Origin of the sequence: Morganella morganii H1r, assembly GCF_000633515.1 — a bacterium.
GTDB lineage: Bacteria > Pseudomonadota > Gammaproteobacteria > Enterobacterales > Enterobacteriaceae > Morganella > Morganella morganii_B.
This window is the reverse complement of record NZ_AYMP01000001.1, coordinates 1-18,789: the sequence shown is the minus strand read 5'-3', so window position 1 is coordinate 18,789 and position 18,789 is coordinate 1. Positions and strand designations below refer to the sequence as shown.

Here is an 18,789-nt window from a genome sequence, read left to right as displayed (position 1 = left end):
CGATAATGGAGCGCTCCGTTATCGCTTTTTCCTGTCTGACGTGTGAGATTAGATCAGCACAAAGCACAATGATGACGTATAATCACGGCGTATGGCGAAAGATGCGATAACTGAATTGTAACGAAAGGCGTGAAATATGCGTGTAAAAGTCAGAAAGTCACTGACTATCAAACAGATGTCAGTTGTCGCTGCGGTGACTTTGGTGACGATCGCACTTTTTATGACGCTTCTGTTATCACATCTGATACAACAGCGGAAAGATGATTACATCAATCAGCTTTATAATTCGTCAGTACAGGTCAGGAAACCGCTGGCAGATGCCTTGTTAGGATCGGACTTAAACGCGATAAAATCGACGCTGATGACATTGCGGGCCAGCGGGATTTTAGGACGCGCGATTGTGATGACGCCGGAAAATGTTCAGGTGATAAGCCTGGATTTTGCCACACACCGCCCTATTCCCGGCACAGCAAAAATGATTTTCGGGATCCCGGTTGAGATTAAAGTTCCGCTGTACGCCTATGGCGTGGCACATACCGGAAAACCCCCGCAGGGCTATCTCATTCTTCAGGTGGATGATAACCGCATATACCGCTTCGCGATGAATGTCGCGGCACTGATAGTGACCAGTTATCTGTTACTGGCGCTGGTACTGGTGATCGCGATAAGTTGGTGTATCAACCGTCTGATCGTGCGGCCGCTGCGTAAAATGGCCTGTGAGCTGAACAGTGATGAGCCTGCTGAGCAGCTCAGTTGTTCAGCTTATCATGAGGATGATGAACTCGGCCTGCTGGCGAAGGGTTACCGGAACCAGCTGAACAAACACAAACCGGAGTCATCATAAAACTTCCCGGGCAGTTTGCTGTCTAAATCCGGACGAATCAAAGGACGTCCCGGAAGCCGGTCAGTTTTTGCCTGTACGTATCGTCTGACAGAACAGTATTTCCGGCATCAGTGGTAAACCTCAGAAGAAGGCATACCAGGGATTCATATTAAAAGAGGTCAGCATGCAACGCTCTTATTTACGTGTTTTACTCGGTGGCGTCCTGATTGCCGTCACATCTCAGTTACACGCAGAAGCATTACAGCCGGACCCGGCATGGCAGCAGGGTAAACTGGCAAACGGATTCAGCTGGCAGCTGCTTCAGACTCCGCAGCGCCCGAATGACCGCATACAGATGCGCCTTTCTGTTCAGACCGGTTCCATGATGGAAAAACCGGCTGAAAAAGGGTTTGCTTATCTCATCCCGAAAGTGGTGATGTTCAACAGCCAGAGCCTGAACACACAGCAGTTATCGAACCTGCTGCGTAACGGGATAAGCCCGGATATGCCGCTGCCGCCGGCCATTGTTTCCTATGATTTCACACTCTATAACCTGAGCCTGCCGAATAATAATCCGGAGGTGCTGAAAGCGGCACTGAGCTGGATGGCGGATGTCTCAGGTCATGGCATTTTTAATCAGGAAACCGTTGCGGCTGCGCTGGCTGCGCCGGACTCTCCGATCGCCACCTATCCGCCGGATATCAATGATCCTATCTGGCGTGCCCGGATAAAAGGCACGACCCTCCAGGGGTTTGATCCGGTGCCGCCGCCTGCGGGCAAAATTGATGTTGAGGCACTGAACAGTTTCTATCAGCGCTGGTATACGCCGGATATGGCAACACTGTATGTTGCCGGCCCGGTTGATAAACGTGCGCTGGAAGACGCCATCAGTAAAGCGTTCGGTTCCCAGGAAGGTAAACGCCAGACACCGGTCAGTGTTGCCACTCTGCCGCCGATGAAACCGCGCTCAGTTCATGCGGTGAATGAAAATCAGAAAGACGATATGCTGGCGCTGGTCTGGGATCTGAACTGGTCTTCCGTCAAAGATTCGGATGCACTGAACCGCTACTGGTTAAATGATCTCGCCCGTGAAGCCCTTTTCGGTGCATTACAGCAGGGCATCGGCAAGAAAAATGAAAAATTCATGGCAATGAATATGGATTGCCGGATGCAGTATCAGCGCGCCAGCTGTATGCTCAGTCTGCGGGCACCGAATGAAAAAATGCCGGTGATTGTCTCTGAGCTGGCCGGTGAACTGGCTGTGCTGAAAGAAAAAGGGATTTCCGCTGAGAACTTTGATGCCCTGATTGCCATGAAACAGGCTCAGCTTCAGCAGCTGTTTGCTATCTATGCCCGTACCACCACCGATATCCTGATCAACCAGCGTCTGATGTCCCAGCAAAGTAATATCATTGATATTCCGCCGGAGCAGTACCAGCGTCTGCGTCAGGCATTCCTGAACAACCTGACACCGGATGTGCTGAACGCAGAAATTCATGCGATTTTAGAGCAGGATACCGCATTCTTCTTTACTCAGCCGAAAGGTGAGACAGAAATGAATGTGGATCAGCTGCGTGCGCAGTTCGATAAGATAATGCACCCGGAGAAAGCGGTTGCTGCGGCAGAGAAACGGGCGGCAGATGCGGAATCTGCGGAGAAAGCGGCCGCTGAAAAAGCAGCGGCAGAAAAAGCCGCCGCAGAGCAGGCCAAAGCCCCTGCGGCAACCCAGGAAGCCGCAGAGCCGTCACAGGACGTGAAACCGGCAGCACCGGTACCGGATAAAAAAGGCGGACAAAACGGTAACAGCGAACCACCGGCGGCAGATAATAACACCGACGGTGTCAGTGCCTGATTTTGGGTAACGGTATGACATAAAAGGGTATCTGAAAGATACCCTTTTTTAATGGTTAGTCATCGTCCTGACACAAGCTGCTTTCCAGCAGATTCATCAGCCACGGCCGGGTATCGCGGTTATTCACAAATCCTGCCGCCGCAATTTTTTTCTGCGGGTGATAATAGGCGGCAGTTCCCCAGAATCCGGGGTGATACCAGAGCGTCTGCCCGTCCCGCACTGTCACCATCACACCGCAACGGTACGCTTCCGCGCCGTCATGGCTGCCCGGTTGCAGCATGGTTTCAAGGGTCTCCGGCTTATCAAAAATACGGCCCTCAAACAGATTCGCCATAAACACCGCCAGGGCGTTTACCGACATAATCAGCCCGCCACCGCCCCAGAGATCCATCGTCGGGCTGATTGTATCCCCGTCAATATTACCGAGATACTGATGCGCCCGGGGCGGAAGACCCGCCGGTACCGGCTCTTCCAGCTCCCAGTAAGCGGATTCCATACCCGGGGCATTAAAGCGCAGCAATTGCCGGACCGCCTGTGCCAGCGGCAGTTGCGTGACCCGTTCAATGATATCGCCCAGCAGCAGGTATCCGGTATCGGAATAGAAGTAACAGAGGCCCGGTTTCATCAGCGGATAGCCCCGGCGGACATACAGGCGGATCTGTTCATCCCGTGTCCAGAGATGGCCCGGGTCCGCGAGTACATCACGGATATAATTCTCATCGGCATGATCATACAGCCCGCTGCTGTGACTGAGCAGATGCTGCACCGTGATGGCATTCAGGTCATAACCTGCCTCTGTCAGCCGGCGGACATACTGCGGGGAGAGCAGCGGCGCGACCGGAGAACTGAGGCTGAGTTTCTGCTGTTCATACAGGCGCAGCACTGCCGCCGCAGTGAACGTCTTGGTATTACTGGCGATCCGCACCGGGGTATCCGGGGTAACCGGTGTACTGTCGCTTCTGCTCAGGCCGCCGTGTGCGGCACCGTCCGGCAGATCACACCCTTCACCGGTGAAAGAGAACGCTGTGGCAAAACCTGCCGGCTGAACATCCTGCAGCAGGGCAGACAAATTCGGCGCGGGCATCGTTATTTCTTCGCGTCAGCGCGCAGTTTCGTCACACTCTGCCCGCCGACACCCCAGTTATCGGTTTCCACCTCATCAATAATCACAAAGGTTGAAGCCGGATTTTTCCCCAGCACATCAACGAGTAATTGCGTGGCACCTTCAATCAGTTTTTGTTTTTGTTCTGCGGTCGCACCCTCTTTGGTGATGCGGATATTGATGAATGGCATAGAGGCTCCTGATGATGTGATTATGATGATCCCGGAGGATACCGGCAAGTGTCTGAACATCAGGCCGTATTGCTTTGTCAGACTGCATAAAAGCGGCAGATGCTCTTATCACATCATAGAGTGAAGCGGTGTGTTGTGCGAGCCTGAAATGCGGATTCTGTTGTCTGCGCAGATCAATCGCCTGTGCACTGTGAATAAGTAAAATACTCAATAATTCATAACAGTTATCAATTTGCTGCTGCAGATGCTGCGTCACTGCGGGAGCCCGGGTGGCGATATCTTCAATTCCTCCGGCGACAGGCAGATAGTCCAGTGAAAGCGGCATTGCCAGACTTTTATTATGCAAAGCGAGCGCGACCATATCTTTCTCAATCGCCCCGAAGGCGTGCACGGTTTCTTCTGTTGCCAGAAAGCGGCTCAGACCGGTAAATGCGGGGGTATTTAATACGATCAACTGTTGTGCACTGAGCAGAGAGTAGCGGGCGACAGACAGACTGAACTGCTCAAAAGCCGTTACCCACGGCAGCGGTTCAAAATTAGCGGAGGGAATAACCGCTCCGGCGGGGTCGTTTTTACCGGGCGGAATGACAACCGGATTATCATCGGCACTGTTAAGCTGAATAAGTAACCGGCGGTATGCACGCCGGTAACTGTCTCTCAAATCGGCCAGGAAAAAGAGGGCGGAGCGGAAACTGAGCGGATCCTGCAACCGGCGGTTCGGATCCGGTTCTGACAGTGATGAACCGCGAAGCAATAAGCGAAGTATCTGCCCGCTCTCAGCCACTGCCGGATAAGGCCGCTGCTGTAATACCTCTGCGGTAAAAGGATGGATATTGCCGTTAAGTGCCTCCAGCGCCAGCGCATAAACCGCAAAACTTAAATCCGTCAGACGGGCGGCATCATACAGCGCGAGCGCGGCAATGGCGGATGAAACCGCATTGGAACTGATAACGGACAGCGCATCTTTTGCTGACGGCCTGAAAAGAGGAATACCGGCTGTTTTCAGTGCCTCTGCGGCTTTCATCTGTTTTCCCTGATAATCCACATCACCTTCTCCTGACATGGCGAGCCCGATATGGCTTAGCTGTGTGATGTCTGCCTCTCCGACAGAGCCTGCGGACGGAACCAGGGGGGTAATAAACTGATTGAGAAAACGGAGATACATCCCGGCCAGATCCGGATGTGCGCCACTGCCGCCGGTCAGCAGCATGTTAAGCCGTGTTACCATCACCGCCCGGGTCTGCCTGACACTCAGCGGCTTGCCTGTCCCTCCGCCGTGAGCACGGAGTAAATGCAGATTAAATTCCGTGGCGGGCATATTTACTTTCTTGTCTTTATTCAGACCAACGCCTCGTGTCAGGCCATATACCGGCTGCTCTGTACCGGCGGTTTTTATCAGAATCTCATGTGAGCGGCGCATGGCTGCCAGTGAATCCGGCGCAATGCGGATCGGCTCACCATCCGCAATCCGGGCAATCAGGGCAGGGGTCAGTGTTTTACCATCCAGAAGAACTGATGCGCAGCCGGGGAAACTGAGCAGCAATGATATCCATATGCCTAATATCGTTTTCAATAATATGTCTCCGGTGAATGAACTGTAATTCATCCGGAGACTATAGAGGGAAGAATGATGAGATGATTATCTTAAAAAATCTCAGGCGGTTTTATTTTTTTGGATGTCAGTCGCAATCCAGGCGGCAGAAAAGAGGATCAGGCGCGCGAAGAAATAGAAAAAGGCCATCAGGCCGATAACCGAACCAAATGCCGCACCGGACGGGGAGGCTGCCATATTCGGCAGCAGCCGGGTCATGATGGTTTTCAGGATCTCAAAGCCGATCGCAGCCAGCAGTGTGCCTTTCAGCAGGGAGCGGCGGCTCAGCTTCATGCGCGGAAGGATCCAGAGAATCCAGGTAAACAGCAGGTAGTTGGCGAGGATGGAGATGGTCAGGCCGATAGTTGTCCAGGCGGGACGCAGCCATTCGATAGCATCCAGACCGAGAAAGGCGACTATCCGGGCTTGTGCGGCACCGGCAATTGAGGTCAGGGAAAGGGTGATCACCAGTGCCACCAGCAGGCCGATCAGCGCCAGGAAATCCCGCAGATAGCGCAGAAACATATTTTCTTTGGGCTCGATATCCGGCTCCCACTGGTCATGGTACTGCGCACGGATAGCCATCCGCAGATTACCCACCCAGTTCACCCCGGAATAGAGTGCCAGTGCCAGACCGGTTAACCCTACAGTCGCACGCTGGCGGATGGCGGTATCGATACTGCGTTCAATGGTGGCGGCGAGTGTCGGGTCACTGATACTGTTGGCGACACCACGGATAAGTCTGGTCAGCAGTTCCGGATTGAAGGCCAGCACATAACCGGCAGCGGCAAAAGAGACCATCAGAATCGGGATCATGGATAAAAACGAGAAATAGGTGATCGCGGCACCGAACGGGCTGCCCATTCTGTCATTAAAGCGGGTGGCTGTGCGGATCAGGTGAGCAATAAACGGAATATCGCGGATATAATTCCCGGCTTTCACACTCCATTTCAGGGCTTTTTTTCCCTGTTTTATCCCCTCATCAAAATTCTTCCGCAGGGGGGTTAATGATGATGTGCTGTTGTCATCTTCCGGTGTGTCATTTTCCCGGGTCATGTATCCTCGCTTGTTCGGAAATTGATTCCGTTTAAGTTTACTACAGGACTCACCGGATGAACAATTCAGGTTCTGATATAACGGCCTTCAGAATTTCCCGATTGATAAACCGGGATAATAATATGTAATTAACCGCGCTTATTTCTTCTCAGAATAATGAAAATAAATACCACATTATAAGATGTTCACAATATGAATAATAAATATGTTTTTCCCGGAAATAACCGGCGGAATTACCGACCTCTGCTGATCATGGTTATTCTGCTGCTTATTAGCGGGTGTGTTTATAAACCGGAGGGGCCGTATTTACCGGCAAACGTGGTGGTTGTGTCAAACCATGTGTGTCTGCTTACCCGGCCGGAAGGGGATGAGAGAATTATCCGCATGGATATTAATGAAATCGGCAGTGAAAATAAACGGCTGTTAACGCATACTTTTACGCCGGCGCAGGCGGCGGTCAGCCGGGAGCACTGTATTTCAGTGCAGAATTACCCCTTCCGGAGCGGATATTCTTATACTGTGCTGATAACGCTCGGATCTGACGTTCAGCGCCGCCTGAATATTCATCCGGGAACGCGGAATTTTGAAGTCCGCTTCCGGCTGACGAATTATTTCGGTCAGTTAAGAGCAACAGAGTTTTAATACTGTTTGCAGGAATGGCTGTTTTATACAAGCCGGTGAATATTGTTCTGCCTACATTGTCTGTAAATCACAGAGGAAAGACGCGATGAATATAGACAGAGCAGCGGGGCCGGTGAGTCACGGGCGGTTATCACGGTCGTGTGATGAGATAACCGGGAAGATTGAGTCCATTTATCCGGAATACAATGCTGCTGATTTGCAGAATGATCCGGATGGATACCTGAGGCAGCCGGATACGTTTGCACTGAAATACCACCGGTTCAGACAGGAGATAACATCTTCCCTCTGTCGTTGTTATCCGGGAGGAACAGTATCAGCGGAGCAGGTGAACACACCGGCAGACAGTTGGCTGAGTGTGGTGAAAGGCTTGCGTCCGATGGGGCAATTCAGTGTGTTTTCACTTTGTGACCCGTTATTGCATGCCCTGAATGAAACACCGGAGATTGGCGTAAAATGCCTTCGCAAACAAGGTAATATCACATTGTATATTATTCTTGTGTATCGCCGTGACAGTGATGACGGCGAACAAAAAGCGCGGGATTTTATTGCATTGATGGCCGAAAAAAAGAGGATGATGGAGAGCGGAGCCGGCACGCATGAGGAGCGGGTCTTCAGCTCAGAATATCAGCTTGGCCGGCGGTTTGGTGAACTGCTGAGTTACCATCCTGCGGATATTGACCGGTATGAAGCCATGATGAAAAATAAGACGGAAATACTGAGGGAAGGGCATACATCAGGGAAATAACGCACCGGAAAGGTGCGCTGCATCATCACTGCGGCAGGGCATCCAGTTCTGCCTGCGCTTCTTTTAATTCCGCTTCGGCTTCGGCCAGTTTGCGTTCGCGTTTGGCAATCTTACTGATATCGCCTTTATCAATCGCTTTCTGCAAATCGGCTTTGCGTTCAGCCACTTCTTTTGTCCGGTCACTGACTTCATCACGGGCATCATCCCGCAGGCTGTTTGGAGTGCAGTAAGTATTCACATTCTGCAAAGCCCGCTCCAGCCCCTGCACCCGGTGTGTGTTGCCGTGTGCTTTGGCGTAGCTGAGCTGCTCCTGAATTTTACTCTTTTTAATGTCACAGCCATTCTGCGCACTCAGCGCGGAGGTGCTGACCAGTAATGTTGCCAGTGCCAGCACAGTGGTTGTAAAACGTGTCATGTTTACCTCGTTATTTATATTAATCGTCATTATATGACTACTTATAATGACAATGGTTCATTATCACGCCGCACAGATGAGGAAAGGGCATTGGTTCTTTCCTGCCGAAATCAGGTTATACTGAGAGCTTCAATCTGTACTGATATTCTTGTTCCGGGTGGTGCACACCCGACCATCTGAGGCCTTTGTATGCTTAGTTACCGCCACAGCTTTCACGCCGGCAACCATGCGGATGTGTTAAAACACACCGTCCAGAGTCTGATCATTGAATCATTAAAAGAGAAAGACAAACCCTTTTTGTATCTGGATACGCACGCCGGTGCCGGGCGTTATCAGCTCAGTGGTGAGCATGCGGAACGTACCGGGGAGTACCTGGAAGGGATCGCCCGTATCTGGGCACAGGAATCGGTGCCGGAAGAACTGAAAACGTATCTTGAGGCTGTCAGTGCACTGAACCCGCGTGGTGACCTGCGTTTTTATCCGGGGTCGCCGCTGATCGCCGCACATTTGCTGCGTGATCACGATAAATTAAATATCAGCGAACTGCATCCGTCTGATTTCCCGTTGCTGCGTAATGAGTTCAGCCGCGATAACCGTGCCAGGGTTGTGCGGGAAGATGGCTATCAGCAGCTGAAATCACAGTTACCCCCGTCATCCCGGCGCGGATTTGTGCTGATTGACCCGCCGTATGAACTGAAAAGTGATTATCAGGCCGTGGTGAAAGGGATTCAGGAAGGTCACCGCCGCTTTGCAACCGGGACTTATGCGGTCTGGTATCCGGTGGTGCTGCGCCAGCAGATCAAACGGATGGTAAAAGATTTTCAGGCAACCGGGATCCGTAAAATTCTGCAAATCGAACTGGCGGTGCGCCCTGACAGTGATCAGCGTGGCATGACCGCATCCGGCATGATTGTGATTAATCCGCCGTGGAAGCTGGAATCGCAGATGAGATCCGTGCTGCCGTGGCTGCATAACGTGCTGGTACCGGAAGGCACCGGGCATACACTGATTGAATGGATCACACCGGAATAATTCGTTTCCGCTGCGGGTATGACGGCAGCGGGTGTTTATGTATTGACTGATAAATGGAACGAGCCAACTATGAGCAAACATTACGATTATATTGCAATCGGCGGCGGCAGTGCCGGTATTGCGTCTGTAAACCGGGCAGCAATGTACGGGCAGAAATGTGCCCTGATTGAAGCAAAAGCGCTCGGCGGCACGTGTGTTAACGTCGGTTGTGTCCCGAAAAAAGTGATGTGGTACGGCGCACAGATTGCGGAAGCTATCCGCCAGTACGGCCCGGATTACGGGTTTGATACCACCATCAACCATTTCAGCTGGGACAAACTGCTGGAAAGCCGTTCTGCGTATATTGATCGTATTCACCAGTCTTATGAGCGCGTTCTCGGCAATAATAAAGTGGATGTGATCACCGGGTTTGCCCGTTTTAAAGATGCACATACCGTGGAAGTGAACGGTGAAACGTATACAGCGGATCATATCCTGATCGCCACCGGCGGCCGTCCGGTTCCGCCATCCATCCCGGGCGCGGAATACGGGATTGATTCTGATGGTTTCTTTGCACTGAAAGCCCTGCCGTCCCGTGTGGCAGTGGTCGGTGCCGGGTATATCGCTGTGGAACTGGCCGGGGTGCTGAATGCCCTGGGCAGCGAAACACATCTGTTTGTCCGCAAACATGCACCACTGCGTAATTTCGACCCGCTGATCACCGAAACGCTGGTCGAAGTGATGAACACCGAAGGGCCGTCACTGCACACCAACTCGGTACCGAAAGCAGTTGTGAAAAATGCCGACGGCAGCCTGACCCTGCAACTGGAAAACGGCCACGAGCAGACTGTGGATTGCCTGATCTGGGCTATCGGCCGTGAACCGGCAACAGACAATATCAATCTGGATGTGACCGGCGTGAAACTCAGCGATCGCGGTTATATTCAGGTGGATAAATACCAGAACACCTCAGTTCCGGGTCTGTACGCAGTGGGTGATAACACCGGCGCTGTCGAACTGACACCGGTTGCGGTTGCCGCAGGCCGCCGTCTCTCTGAGCGCCTGTTTAACAACAAGCCGGACGAGCATCTGGATTACACCAATATCCCGACCGTTGTCTTCAGCCACCCGGCTATCGGCACCGTGGGTCTGACCGAACCACAGGCGATTGAGCAGTACGGCGCGGATAATGTGAAATGCTACAAATCCTCTTTCACCGCCATGTATACCGCTGTCACCAGCCACCGCCAGCCATGCAAAATGAAACTGGTGTGTGCGGGTAAAGACGAGAAAATCGTCGGTATCCACGGCATCGGCTACGGCATGGATGAAATCCTGCAGGGCTTCGCGGTTGCACTGAAAATGGGCGCCACCAAGAAAGATTTCGATAACACCGTGGCCATCCACCCGACCGCAGCGGAAGAGTTTGTGACGATGCGCTGACAGCACTGATTAACCTCAGTATCCGTAAAGCAGGCCGTGACGATGTCCGGCCTGCTTTCTTTTTACGTAATGGCAATGACACTACGCCGGGCCATGTTAAAGAGGATGTAGTACTGTTTCCGGATCAACGGCGACATCAACCACCTTAAAATTACAGGCACCGTCACCGGTCACGCGCCCCATGGCGATAAGCGTTCCGGTATCCCTGATGGTCACGATATATAAACTGTCGGGCAGCCTGATCTCAGCGGCTTTCACTGATTTTGCCGATAATCCGGCCTTAATATGCAGCGCGCGGTACTCCTGTGCGGAAGGCGCACGCTCTTAAGTAATAAGCGTCATAATGGTGTTATCTGTAATAAGGGGGATTTTTTGGCAATGACGTTAAACCATTCGGCAAATTGTTGCGGATGGTCATGCATCTCTTTTTTCAGGTCAGTGAGTGATATCCAGCGCACGGCAGCGACTTCCTGCGGGTTCAGGGAAAACGGGCCGTTATAGTGGCCGGTAAACAGGTGGTCATATTCATGTTCAATCAGTGACGGCGGAACATCCGCCCGGTAAATGATATGGCCGGCAGGCTGTAAAGAGCAGGTGATCCCCAGCTCTTCCAGCAGACGGCGCTGTGTCGCCTGTTCCAGCGATTCACCACGACGGGGATGGCTGCAGCAGCTGTTGGCCCATAATCCGCCGGAATGGTATTTGCTGAGTGCGCGCTGCTGGATCAGCAGTTCGCCCGCATTATTAAACAGGAACACAGAAAATGCACGGTGGAGTAATCCGAGCTGATGAACACGGAGTTTTTCGTCATACCCGAGGGCATTATCATGTTCATCGACCAGAATCAGTTCATCACTCATTATATCTTTTATCCGGTAAAGCGGCTGAAAGATATACTGTAGCAAATATGCAGCGGAAAGTTTGCCGGAATAATGACATAAAAACGCCGGAATATGCCCCCGGCGTTTTCGTCTTTATTTTCAGGGATTATTTATTGCGGGCTGCCAGGTAATCCTGAAGGGTACCTTCCGGGAATTTCTTACAGAATTCAACGATTTTTGGCGCTTCTGCAATCCCTTTTTCTGACAGTGCCACAAAGTCACCGCCCGGGTATTGTGTGTCTTTGCTGATCACCCACAGGGCAACCGGTGCCCAGCTTTGCGGATTCAGATTCACGAACTCTTTGCAGGTCATTTTATCGGGTACCTGAATATCAGCAGGTTCAGCGAGAGCCACTGAGGAAAATGCACTTGCAGCAACCAGACACGCGGTGACGAAATACTTTTTCATGATAAATAAACCTCGTTTTTTGTTTCAGAAAATACAATAAACACGTTTTCAGAATAGATTAAATAACGTCATATTCAATATTTCTCTGTTTTTAAAACGTAAATAATGATATTAAACGGTTTTTTCAGGATAAAAAGTATGAGTATCCCGGTGAGACTCATATCGGGCCGGGTAACATGATTTTATACCAGTCCCGATATGAGTGACGGTTACGGATTATTTTCCAGCCAGCTGACAATAAAGTCGCCGATGGCGGTGATATTGTTGATATCCAGCTGCGGTACCGTGACATCCTGCCGTGTTTTATCTGACGCAAATGCAATAACGAATTCATCCAGCAGTGTCTGGTACGGGCGGTCAGTCACATCACGAAACAGGGCAATTTTCGGTACGGATTCACCCTTGAACCCTTCCACCAGGATAAGATCCAGCTCCCGTGTATCAAAGCGGCCAGCCAGCTGCATCAGATCCGGCTCCGCGCCGCCCGGGGTTTCGGTCATCAGTGCAAAGCGCTCCCGGCTGACCACCAGGGTCTGATAAGCGCCCGCTTTGCGCAGCTCATAGCTGTCTTTCCCCGGCGTGTCCACATCCATATCGTGATGTGTGTGTTTGACCAGGCCGATACGCAGCCCGCTTTCCCGCAGCAGCGGGATCAGTTTTTTCAGCAGGGTGGTTTTGCCGGTGCCGCTGTAGGCAGTGACGGCCAGCAGCGGAACAGGATGCGGCAGCCGGTGCTGCTTTTCCCATTCCCGGCACTCCGCAAGGGTATTGAGATTCATAAAGTCACCGGGGTTTGCATCAAATGTGACGGCTCTTGCGCCGATGTTATCCATAAACAGCAGAAGTTTGCGATCACCGCCGGTAAGATATGCTGTCAGCGGGGCGATCAGCGAGCGGTGACACAGTGCGAAGGCCGGATGCGCCCGCTGATGATCACAGGCATAAGCGCACAGGGCATCCCCTTTCTGCTGCCAGAGTTTTTCTGCCAGATCCGCCGGGAACTGCGGCACATCACACGGCACAAACAGCACCCAGTCGTGCAGGGCGTTTTCAAGACCGGCCAGTATCCCGGCAAGCGGGCCGGGGAAATCCGGCAGTGTATCGGCGACCACCCGCAGGCCGGTGGCGTGATAATCCCGCGCATTGCGGTTGGCATTGATAAAAATGTCATCTGTCTGCGGAGCGAGCAGCTTTACACTGTGCTGATAAAGCGGGATCCCGCCCAGTAATACCAGGCCTTTATCCTGTCCCTGCATCCGGGTGGCCCGTCCGCCGGCAAGAATACAGCCGCTGATTTGCATCATCATTTTCAGTTTCTCTGACAATCTCTGATAAATATTCTGAACTTATCTTAACAAGGATTCCGGTATAGTGAGCGCGAATATCAATGCAATGGTCGTTATAATCACGGATAATACGCCGCAGTTATTACAGCCTGCCAATATTTACGCATCCTGACAGTCCTGTTCTTTCCGGAGCGGCGGATAATTGGTAATGTGTTACGATCTTGCTTATAAGGAATTTATTATGAAATGTCATCGTCTTAATGAGGTTATTGAACTTCTGCACCCTGTCTGGCAGCAACATTCTGATCTGAATCTGATGCAGATGTTACAGAAACTGGCTGATGAAGCCGGGTTTGAGGGTGAATTATCTGACCTGACTGATGATATTCTTATTTATCACCTGAAAATGCGCGGCTCAGAGGCAACAGACGCCATTCCGGGTCTGAAAAAAGATTACGAAGACGATTTTAAAACCGCGCTGTTACGTGCGCGCGGCATCATCAAAGAGTAATGCAGACGACAACTCCGCCGGTTTTCACTTTTCAGGATTTCCGGCCCGACCGTCTGATCGACAGCCTCAGCCGTTACGGTATCTGGCTGGATTCCGGTCTGACAGAGCTGAACAGCTATGAAAACCGCGTATATCAGTTTACGGATGAAAACCGTACCCGCTATGTGGTGAAATTCTATCGTCCGGCCCGCTGGGATGAGGCGCAGATCCGCGAGGAGCACGACCTGACCCTGACACTGGCTCAGGCCGGGCTGCCGGTCGCGGCACCGCTGGCCTTTGACGGTGATACGCTGCTGTCACAGGATGGTTATCTGTTCGCGCTGTTCCCGTCGGTTGGCGGGCGGGCGTATGAAACCGATAACCTTGATCAGCTGGAAAGTACCGGGCGTCTGCTCGGACGGCTGCATCAGATAAGCCGGGAGCGCTGTTTTGAACACCGGCCGGCGATCGGGCTGCAGGAATATCTGCTGACACCGCGTGAGATCCTCGCGCAGTGCCCGCTGATCCCGCAGGCGCGTCGAGACAGCTTTATCGCGACACTGGATACTCTGATCCGTGAGACATCAGCCCGCTGGCACGACGACTGGCATGCCATCCGTCTGCACGGGGATTGTCATCCGGGTAATATTTTATGGCGTGATGAACCGTGGCTGGTGGATTTCGATGATGCCCGCAACGGCCCGGCGGTGCAGGATTTGTGGATGCTGCTCAGCGGGGATACGGATTCGCGCCGTTATCAGCTCGACATTCTGCTCGATGCCTATCAGGAGTTTTGTGATTTTGATACGCGGGAGCTGGCACTGATTGAACCGCTGCGTGCCATGCGCATGGTTCATTTTTTATCCTGGGTGGCACGCCGCTGGCAGGATCCCGCTTTTCCTAAAGCTTTTCCATGGATGGCGGAAAGTGATTTCTGGTCACAGCAGCAATCACTGATGACTGAACAGACAGCCGTACTGGCGGAGCCTCCGCTGACGCGCTTTCTGCCTTATTGATTTTCAGGAGAGATAAAGATGAAGAAACTTTGGTTAGCGCTGATTGGATTTGCGATGTCTTTCAGTGTGTTTGCAAACCCGGTATCCGGAAAAGAGTACACCGAACTGAGTACACCGGTCACAAATCAGCCTGACGTGGTGGAGTTTTTCTCCTTCTACTGTCCGCACTGCTATCAGTTTGAAGAAAACTTCAAAGTACCGGAATCCATCAGTAAAAATCTGCCGGAAGGCGCCAAACATGAACGTTATCATGTTGATTTCCTCGGTGGTCCGATGGGGCCTGAAATGACCAAAGCCTGGTCTGTGGCCATGGCGATGGGTGTTGAGGACAAAGTGACACCAATTCTGTTCGAAGGCATTCAGAAAACCGGCACCATTAAAACCCCGGCCGATGTCCGTGACGCCTTTATCAAAGCAGGTGTGACCGGCGAGGATTATGATTCCGCCGCTAACAGCATCTTTGTGAAATCCCTGATTGCCAAGCAGCAGAAAGCGGCGGCGGATTACAAATTACGCGGCGTGCCTGCGGTCTTTGTCAAAGGTAAATACCAGATCAACAATGCCGGTCTGGAAGTCAAAGATGTGAATGAATACGGTAAAGCGTTCTCCGATACGGTCAATTATCTGATTAAGCAAAACTGATCTCAGAATTTGTATCTCCGGAAGCAATGGCGGTAACGCCATTGCTTTTTTACTATCCACATTAATCAAGTGATTACAACGGCAGATTATCTTGCGGTATTCGTTTATAACCTATTGATTTTTTTGAATGAGATTTGGATATATCGCGCTGCAGACAGTGATTTACATAGGGTTAATAAATTTACCCACAAAGTTATCCACAGCTTGTTATTTTTTATTTTCCCGCGATACCCGTCCTGTTCTGAGTGCGGGAAGATTAACGGCTGAGGCCGATAATAGTCGTCTGATGCCGCAGTCTGTGGCATGCTACCCGCAAGAATCCCTTTAATACTGTGAAGGCAATTATGGCTCAGATTGCAGACAACCCTTTGATTTTAGTCGATGGTTCATCGTACCTCTATCGTGCTTACCACGCATTCCCCCCGCTGACCAACAGCGCCGGACAACCGACCGGTGCCATGTACGGCGTGCTGAATATGCTGCGCAGCCTGGTGATGCAGTATGAACCCAGCCATGTTGCCGTGGTATTTGATGCCAAAGGTAAAACATTCCGTGATGAATTGTTTGAAGCCTATAAATCACATCGTCCGCCGATGCCGGATGATCTGCGTGAGCAGATAGCACCGCTGCATGACATGGTTATCGCAATGGGGATGCCGTTGTTATCTGTCTCCGGCGTGGAAGCGGATGATGTTATCGGGACACTGGCGAAACAGGCGGCAGCAGAAGGCCGCGCTGTGCTGATCAGCACCGGTGATAAAGATATGGCACAGCTGGTGACGCCGGATATCACCCTGATTAATACCATGAATAACACCATCCTCGGGCCGGAAGAAGTGGAAACCAAATACGGTGTTCCGCCGTCACTGATTATTGATTATCTGGCGCTGATGGGTGATTCCTCCGATAACATCCCGGGCGTACCGGGCGTCGGTGAGAAAACCGCTCAGGCCTTATTGCAGGGATTGGGCAGCCTGGATGATATCTATGCGGATTTGGATAAAATCGCCGGACTGAGCTTCCGTGGTGCCAAAACCCTCGCACCGAAGATGGAAACCAACAAAGAGATGGCGTACCTCTCTTACACTCTGGCGACCATCAAAACCGACGTGGGACTCGATCGCACCTGGGACTCCCTCGCGCTGACGGAACCGGACTTAGATAAGCTGCATGCCTTATTCACACAGTATGAATTTAAGCGCTGGATTAGTGATCTGGAAAACGGCGGCTGGCTGGCGAAGAAAAGTACCCGCAGTGCGCCGTCAAAAGCAGCGGTAACCGCCGCAGCACAGACCCCGGCAGCACCGGCGGCCACGCCGGACATCAGCAGCGAAAACTATGAAACCATCCTTGATGAAGAGGCGCTGAACCGCTGGGCACAAATCCTGCGTGAGGCCGGTGAGTTTGCGTTTGATACCGAAACCGACAGCCTGGATAATCTCTCCGCGCGTCTGGTCGGAATGTCATTTGCGGCGAAAGCAGGTCATGCAGCGTATGTGCCGATCGGTCATGATTATCTGGATGCGCCGGATCAGTTGTTAACTGAGCAGGTGTTGCGGGTGATGAAACCGATTCTGGAAGATGAAAAAATACGGAAAATCGGTCAGAACCTGAAGTTTGATCGCGGGATTATGGAAAACTATGATGTGGAACTGCGCGGAATTGCCTTTGACACCATGCTGGAATCCTATGTGCTCAACAGTGTTGCCGGGCGTCATGATATGGACAGCCTGGCCGACCGTCATCTGAATTACAAAACCACCACCTTTGAAGATATCGCCGGGAAAGGCAAAAAACAGCTGACGTTTAATCAGATCCCGGTGGAAGAAGCGGCCAATTATGCGGCGGAAGATGCGGATATCACACTGCTGCTGCATCAGGCGCTGTATCCGCAGCTGGAAGCCGAAAAATCGCTGCTGCATGTCTATCAGGATATTGAGATGCCGCTGGTGCCGGTGCTTTCCCGTATGGAACGGACCGGGGTTCTGATCGACGCCAATGTGCTGGCCGCACAGTCAGTGGAACTGACAGCGCGTCTGGATGAGCTTGAAAAACAGGCATTTACGATTGCCGGAGAGGAATTTAACCTCTCTTCACCGAAGCAGCTGCAAACCATTCTGTTTGAAAAACTGAATCTGCCGGTGGTGAAGAAAACCCCGGGCGGCGCGCCGTCAACCAATGAGGAAGTGCTGGAGGAGCTGGCAGATAACCACGAGTTGCCGCGTGTGATCCTTGAACACCGCAGCCTGTCCAAACTGAAAACCACCTATACCGATAAACTGCCGCTGATGGTGGATCCGAAAACCCGCCGTGTGCATACCTCGTATCACCAGGCAGTGACCGCGACCGGCCGTCTTTCTTCCCGTGACCCGAATCTGCAGAATATTCCGGTCAGAACCGATGAAGGCCGCCGTATCCGTCAGGCGTTTATTGCCCGTGACGGCTACTGCATTATGGCGGCGGACTATTCGCAGATTGAACTGCGCATTATGGCGCATCTGTCACAGGATAAAGGGCTGCTGAAAGCCTTTGCCGAAGGCAAGGATATCCACCGCGCAACCGCCGCAGAAGTGTTTGGTGTGCCGCTGGACGATGTGACGGCAGATCAGCGCCGCAGCGCGAAGGCGATTAACTTCGGTCTGATTTACGGTATGAGTGCCTTTGGTCTGGCGCGTCAGCTGGGGATCCCGCGCGGTGAAGCACAGCGCTATATGGATCTCTATTTTGAGCGCTATCCGGGCGTGCTGGAGTATATGGCCCGTACCCGTGAACATGCGGCAGAAAAAGGTTATGTGGAAACGCTGGAAGGCCGCCGTCTCTGGCTGCCGGAAATCAATTCCCGTAATGGTATGCGCCGTAAGGCCGCTGAGCGCGAGGCGATCAATGCCCCGATGCAGGGCACTGCGGCGGATATCATCAAAAAAGCGATGATTGCCGTGGATGACTGGCTGCAAAAGGAGAACATTGATGCGCTGATGATTATGCAGGTGCACGATGAACTGGTGTTTGAAGTCAGAAAAGAACAACAGGCGGAGATGGCAGAGAAAATCCGCGGGCTGATGGAAGCAGCGATGAAGCTGGATGTGCCGTTAAAAGTGGAAGCAGGAGTGGGTGCCAACTGGGACGAAGCCCACTAATTTACGCGTCATCTTTCAATCCGTGGCTGCGTTGGCCGCACTCAGAAATCCGGGTCA

19 protein-coding genes and 1 pseudogene are annotated in these 18,789 nt (G+C 52.1%); 10 read left to right on the top strand and 10 right to left on the bottom strand.

The genetic code is table 11. From position 1 onward, the window contains the following. The first annotated feature begins 136 nt into the window (after positions 1-136). Both U868_RS0100100 and U868_RS0100095 read left to right on the top strand, forming a co-directional pair. A complete protein-coding gene (locus U868_RS0100100) occupies positions 137-844 on the top strand; it encodes a hypothetical protein (RefSeq protein ID WP_025151508.1) in 708 nt (235 codons plus the stop codon). Positions 845-1,007: 163 nt separating this feature from the next. Continuing rightward, entirely contained in the window at positions 1,008-2,675 is a 1,668-nt protein-coding gene (locus U868_RS0100095) for a M16 family metallopeptidase (RefSeq protein WP_025151507.1), read from the top strand. 55 nt (positions 2,676-2,730) lie between these two features. Here U868_RS0100095 and U868_RS0100090 read toward each other — a convergent pair whose 3' ends face one another. From U868_RS0100090 to yhjD, 4 genes are all read right to left on the bottom strand, one after another. Continuing rightward, positions 2,731-3,759, bottom strand: a complete 1,029-nt coding sequence (locus U868_RS0100090) for a serine hydrolase domain-containing protein (RefSeq protein WP_025151506.1) — start codon at positions 3,757-3,759, stop codon at positions 2,731-2,733. A 2-nt stretch (positions 3,760-3,761) separates the two neighbouring features. Next, positions 3,762-3,968, bottom strand: coding sequence for a 2-hydroxymuconate tautomerase family protein (locus U868_RS0100085; protein WP_004236540.1), 207 nt, complete (start codon positions 3,966-3,968; stop codon positions 3,762-3,764). Continuing rightward, positions 3,901-5,541 (bottom strand): HAL/PAL/TAL family ammonia-lyase, encoded by a 1,641-nt coding sequence (locus U868_RS0100080; RefSeq protein ID WP_071997673.1) that lies wholly within the window; start codon positions 5,539-5,541, stop codon positions 3,901-3,903. The genes U868_RS0100085 and U868_RS0100080 overlap by 68 nt, the downstream gene beginning before the upstream one ends. Positions 5,542-5,622: 81 nt before the next feature. Beyond that, on the bottom strand, positions 5,623-6,615 hold the full coding sequence (gene yhjD, locus U868_RS0100075) for an inner membrane protein YhjD (RefSeq protein WP_025151504.1): 993 nt from the start codon (positions 6,613-6,615) through the stop codon (positions 5,623-5,625). A gap of 192 nt (positions 6,616-6,807) precedes the next feature. Here yhjD and U868_RS23305 point away from each other — a divergent pair, with 192 nt between their 5' ends. Continuing rightward, complete coding sequence (locus tag U868_RS23305; protein ID WP_025151503.1) at positions 6,808-7,257, top strand: putative T6SS immunity periplasmic lipoprotein; 450 nt, start codon at positions 6,808-6,810, stop codon at positions 7,255-7,257. Positions 7,258-7,342: 85 nt separating this feature from the next. Continuing rightward, positions 7,343-8,002: an NleE/OspZ family T3SS effector cysteine methyltransferase gene (locus tag U868_RS0100065; RefSeq protein ID WP_025151502.1), complete on the top strand. Its 660-nt coding sequence runs from the start codon at positions 7,343-7,345 to the stop codon at positions 8,000-8,002. 25 nt (positions 8,003-8,027) lie between these two features. Here the strand turns inward: U868_RS0100065 and U868_RS0100060 are convergent, their stop codons facing one another. Further along, positions 8,028-8,417 carry a DUF1090 domain-containing protein gene (locus U868_RS0100060; RefSeq protein WP_025151501.1) on the bottom strand — a complete coding sequence of 130 codons (390 nt, stop codon included), beginning with the start codon at positions 8,415-8,417 and terminating at the stop codon, positions 8,028-8,030. A gap of 189 nt (positions 8,418-8,606) precedes the next feature. On the opposite strand from U868_RS0100060, the gene U868_RS0100055 reads away from it, so the two are divergent. Both U868_RS0100055 and gorA read left to right on the top strand, forming a co-directional pair. Continuing rightward, on the top strand, positions 8,607-9,449 hold the full coding sequence (locus U868_RS0100055) for a 23S rRNA (adenine(2030)-N(6))-methyltransferase RlmJ (RefSeq protein WP_025151500.1): 843 nt from the start codon (positions 8,607-8,609) through the stop codon (positions 9,447-9,449). 69 nt (positions 9,450-9,518) lie between these two features. Further along, entirely contained in the window at positions 9,519-10,871 is a 1,353-nt protein-coding gene (gene gorA, locus U868_RS0100050; RefSeq protein ID WP_025151499.1) for a glutathione-disulfide reductase, read from the top strand. 96 nt (positions 10,872-10,967) lie between these two features. Here gorA and U868_RS25180 read toward each other — a convergent pair whose 3' ends face one another. The 5 genes and pseudogenes from U868_RS25180 to mobA form a co-directional block, all read right to left on the bottom strand. Then, positions 10,968-11,129, bottom strand: coding sequence for a hypothetical protein (locus U868_RS25180; RefSeq protein WP_205275470.1), 162 nt, complete (start codon positions 11,127-11,129; stop codon positions 10,968-10,970). Positions 11,130-11,209: 80 nt separating this feature from the next. Next, on the bottom strand, positions 11,210-11,731 hold the full coding sequence (gene idi / locus U868_RS0100040; RefSeq protein WP_025151498.1) for an isopentenyl-diphosphate Delta-isomerase: 522 nt from the start codon (positions 11,729-11,731) through the stop codon (positions 11,210-11,212). A gap of 127 nt (positions 11,732-11,858) precedes the next feature. Beyond that, positions 11,859-12,161, bottom strand: a complete 303-nt coding sequence (locus U868_RS0100035) for an HdeA/HdeB family chaperone (RefSeq protein ID WP_004240743.1) — start codon at positions 12,159-12,161, stop codon at positions 11,859-11,861. 209 nt (positions 12,162-12,370) lie between these two features. Further along, complete coding sequence (mobB, locus tag U868_RS25805) at positions 12,371-12,940, bottom strand: molybdopterin-guanine dinucleotide biosynthesis protein MobB (RefSeq protein ID WP_345840311.1); 570 nt, start codon at positions 12,938-12,940, stop codon at positions 12,371-12,373. Further along, positions 12,926-13,462 (bottom strand): annotated as a pseudogene (gene mobA, locus U868_RS25800) (molybdenum cofactor guanylyltransferase MobA); the annotation flags it as partial. The pseudogene mobA and the gene mobB, both read right to left, overlap by 15 nt. A gap of 226 nt (positions 13,463-13,688) precedes the next feature. Between mobA and U868_RS0100020 the strand changes: the two are divergent. The 4 genes from U868_RS0100020 to polA all read left to right on the top strand — a co-directional run bounded on the left by U868_RS0100020 (position 13,689) and on the right by polA (position 18,732). After that, positions 13,689-13,958 (top strand): YihD family protein, encoded by a 270-nt coding sequence (locus tag U868_RS0100020; protein WP_025151496.1) that lies wholly within the window; start codon positions 13,689-13,691, stop codon positions 13,956-13,958. Then, positions 13,958-14,953 (top strand): serine/threonine protein kinase, encoded by a 996-nt coding sequence (locus tag U868_RS0100015; RefSeq protein ID WP_025151495.1) that lies wholly within the window; start codon positions 13,958-13,960, stop codon positions 14,951-14,953. Before U868_RS0100020 ends, U868_RS0100015 begins: the two co-directional genes overlap by 1 nt. Positions 14,954-14,971: 18 nt before the next feature. Next, entirely contained in the window at positions 14,972-15,595 is a 624-nt protein-coding gene (gene dsbA / locus U868_RS0100010) for a thiol:disulfide interchange protein DsbA (protein ID WP_025151494.1), read from the top strand. Between the two features lie 344 nt (positions 15,596-15,939). Continuing rightward, positions 15,940-18,732 (top strand): DNA polymerase I, encoded by a 2,793-nt coding sequence (gene polA, locus U868_RS0100005; RefSeq protein ID WP_025151493.1) that lies wholly within the window; start codon positions 15,940-15,942, stop codon positions 18,730-18,732. Positions 18,733-18,789: the final 57 nt, after the last annotated feature.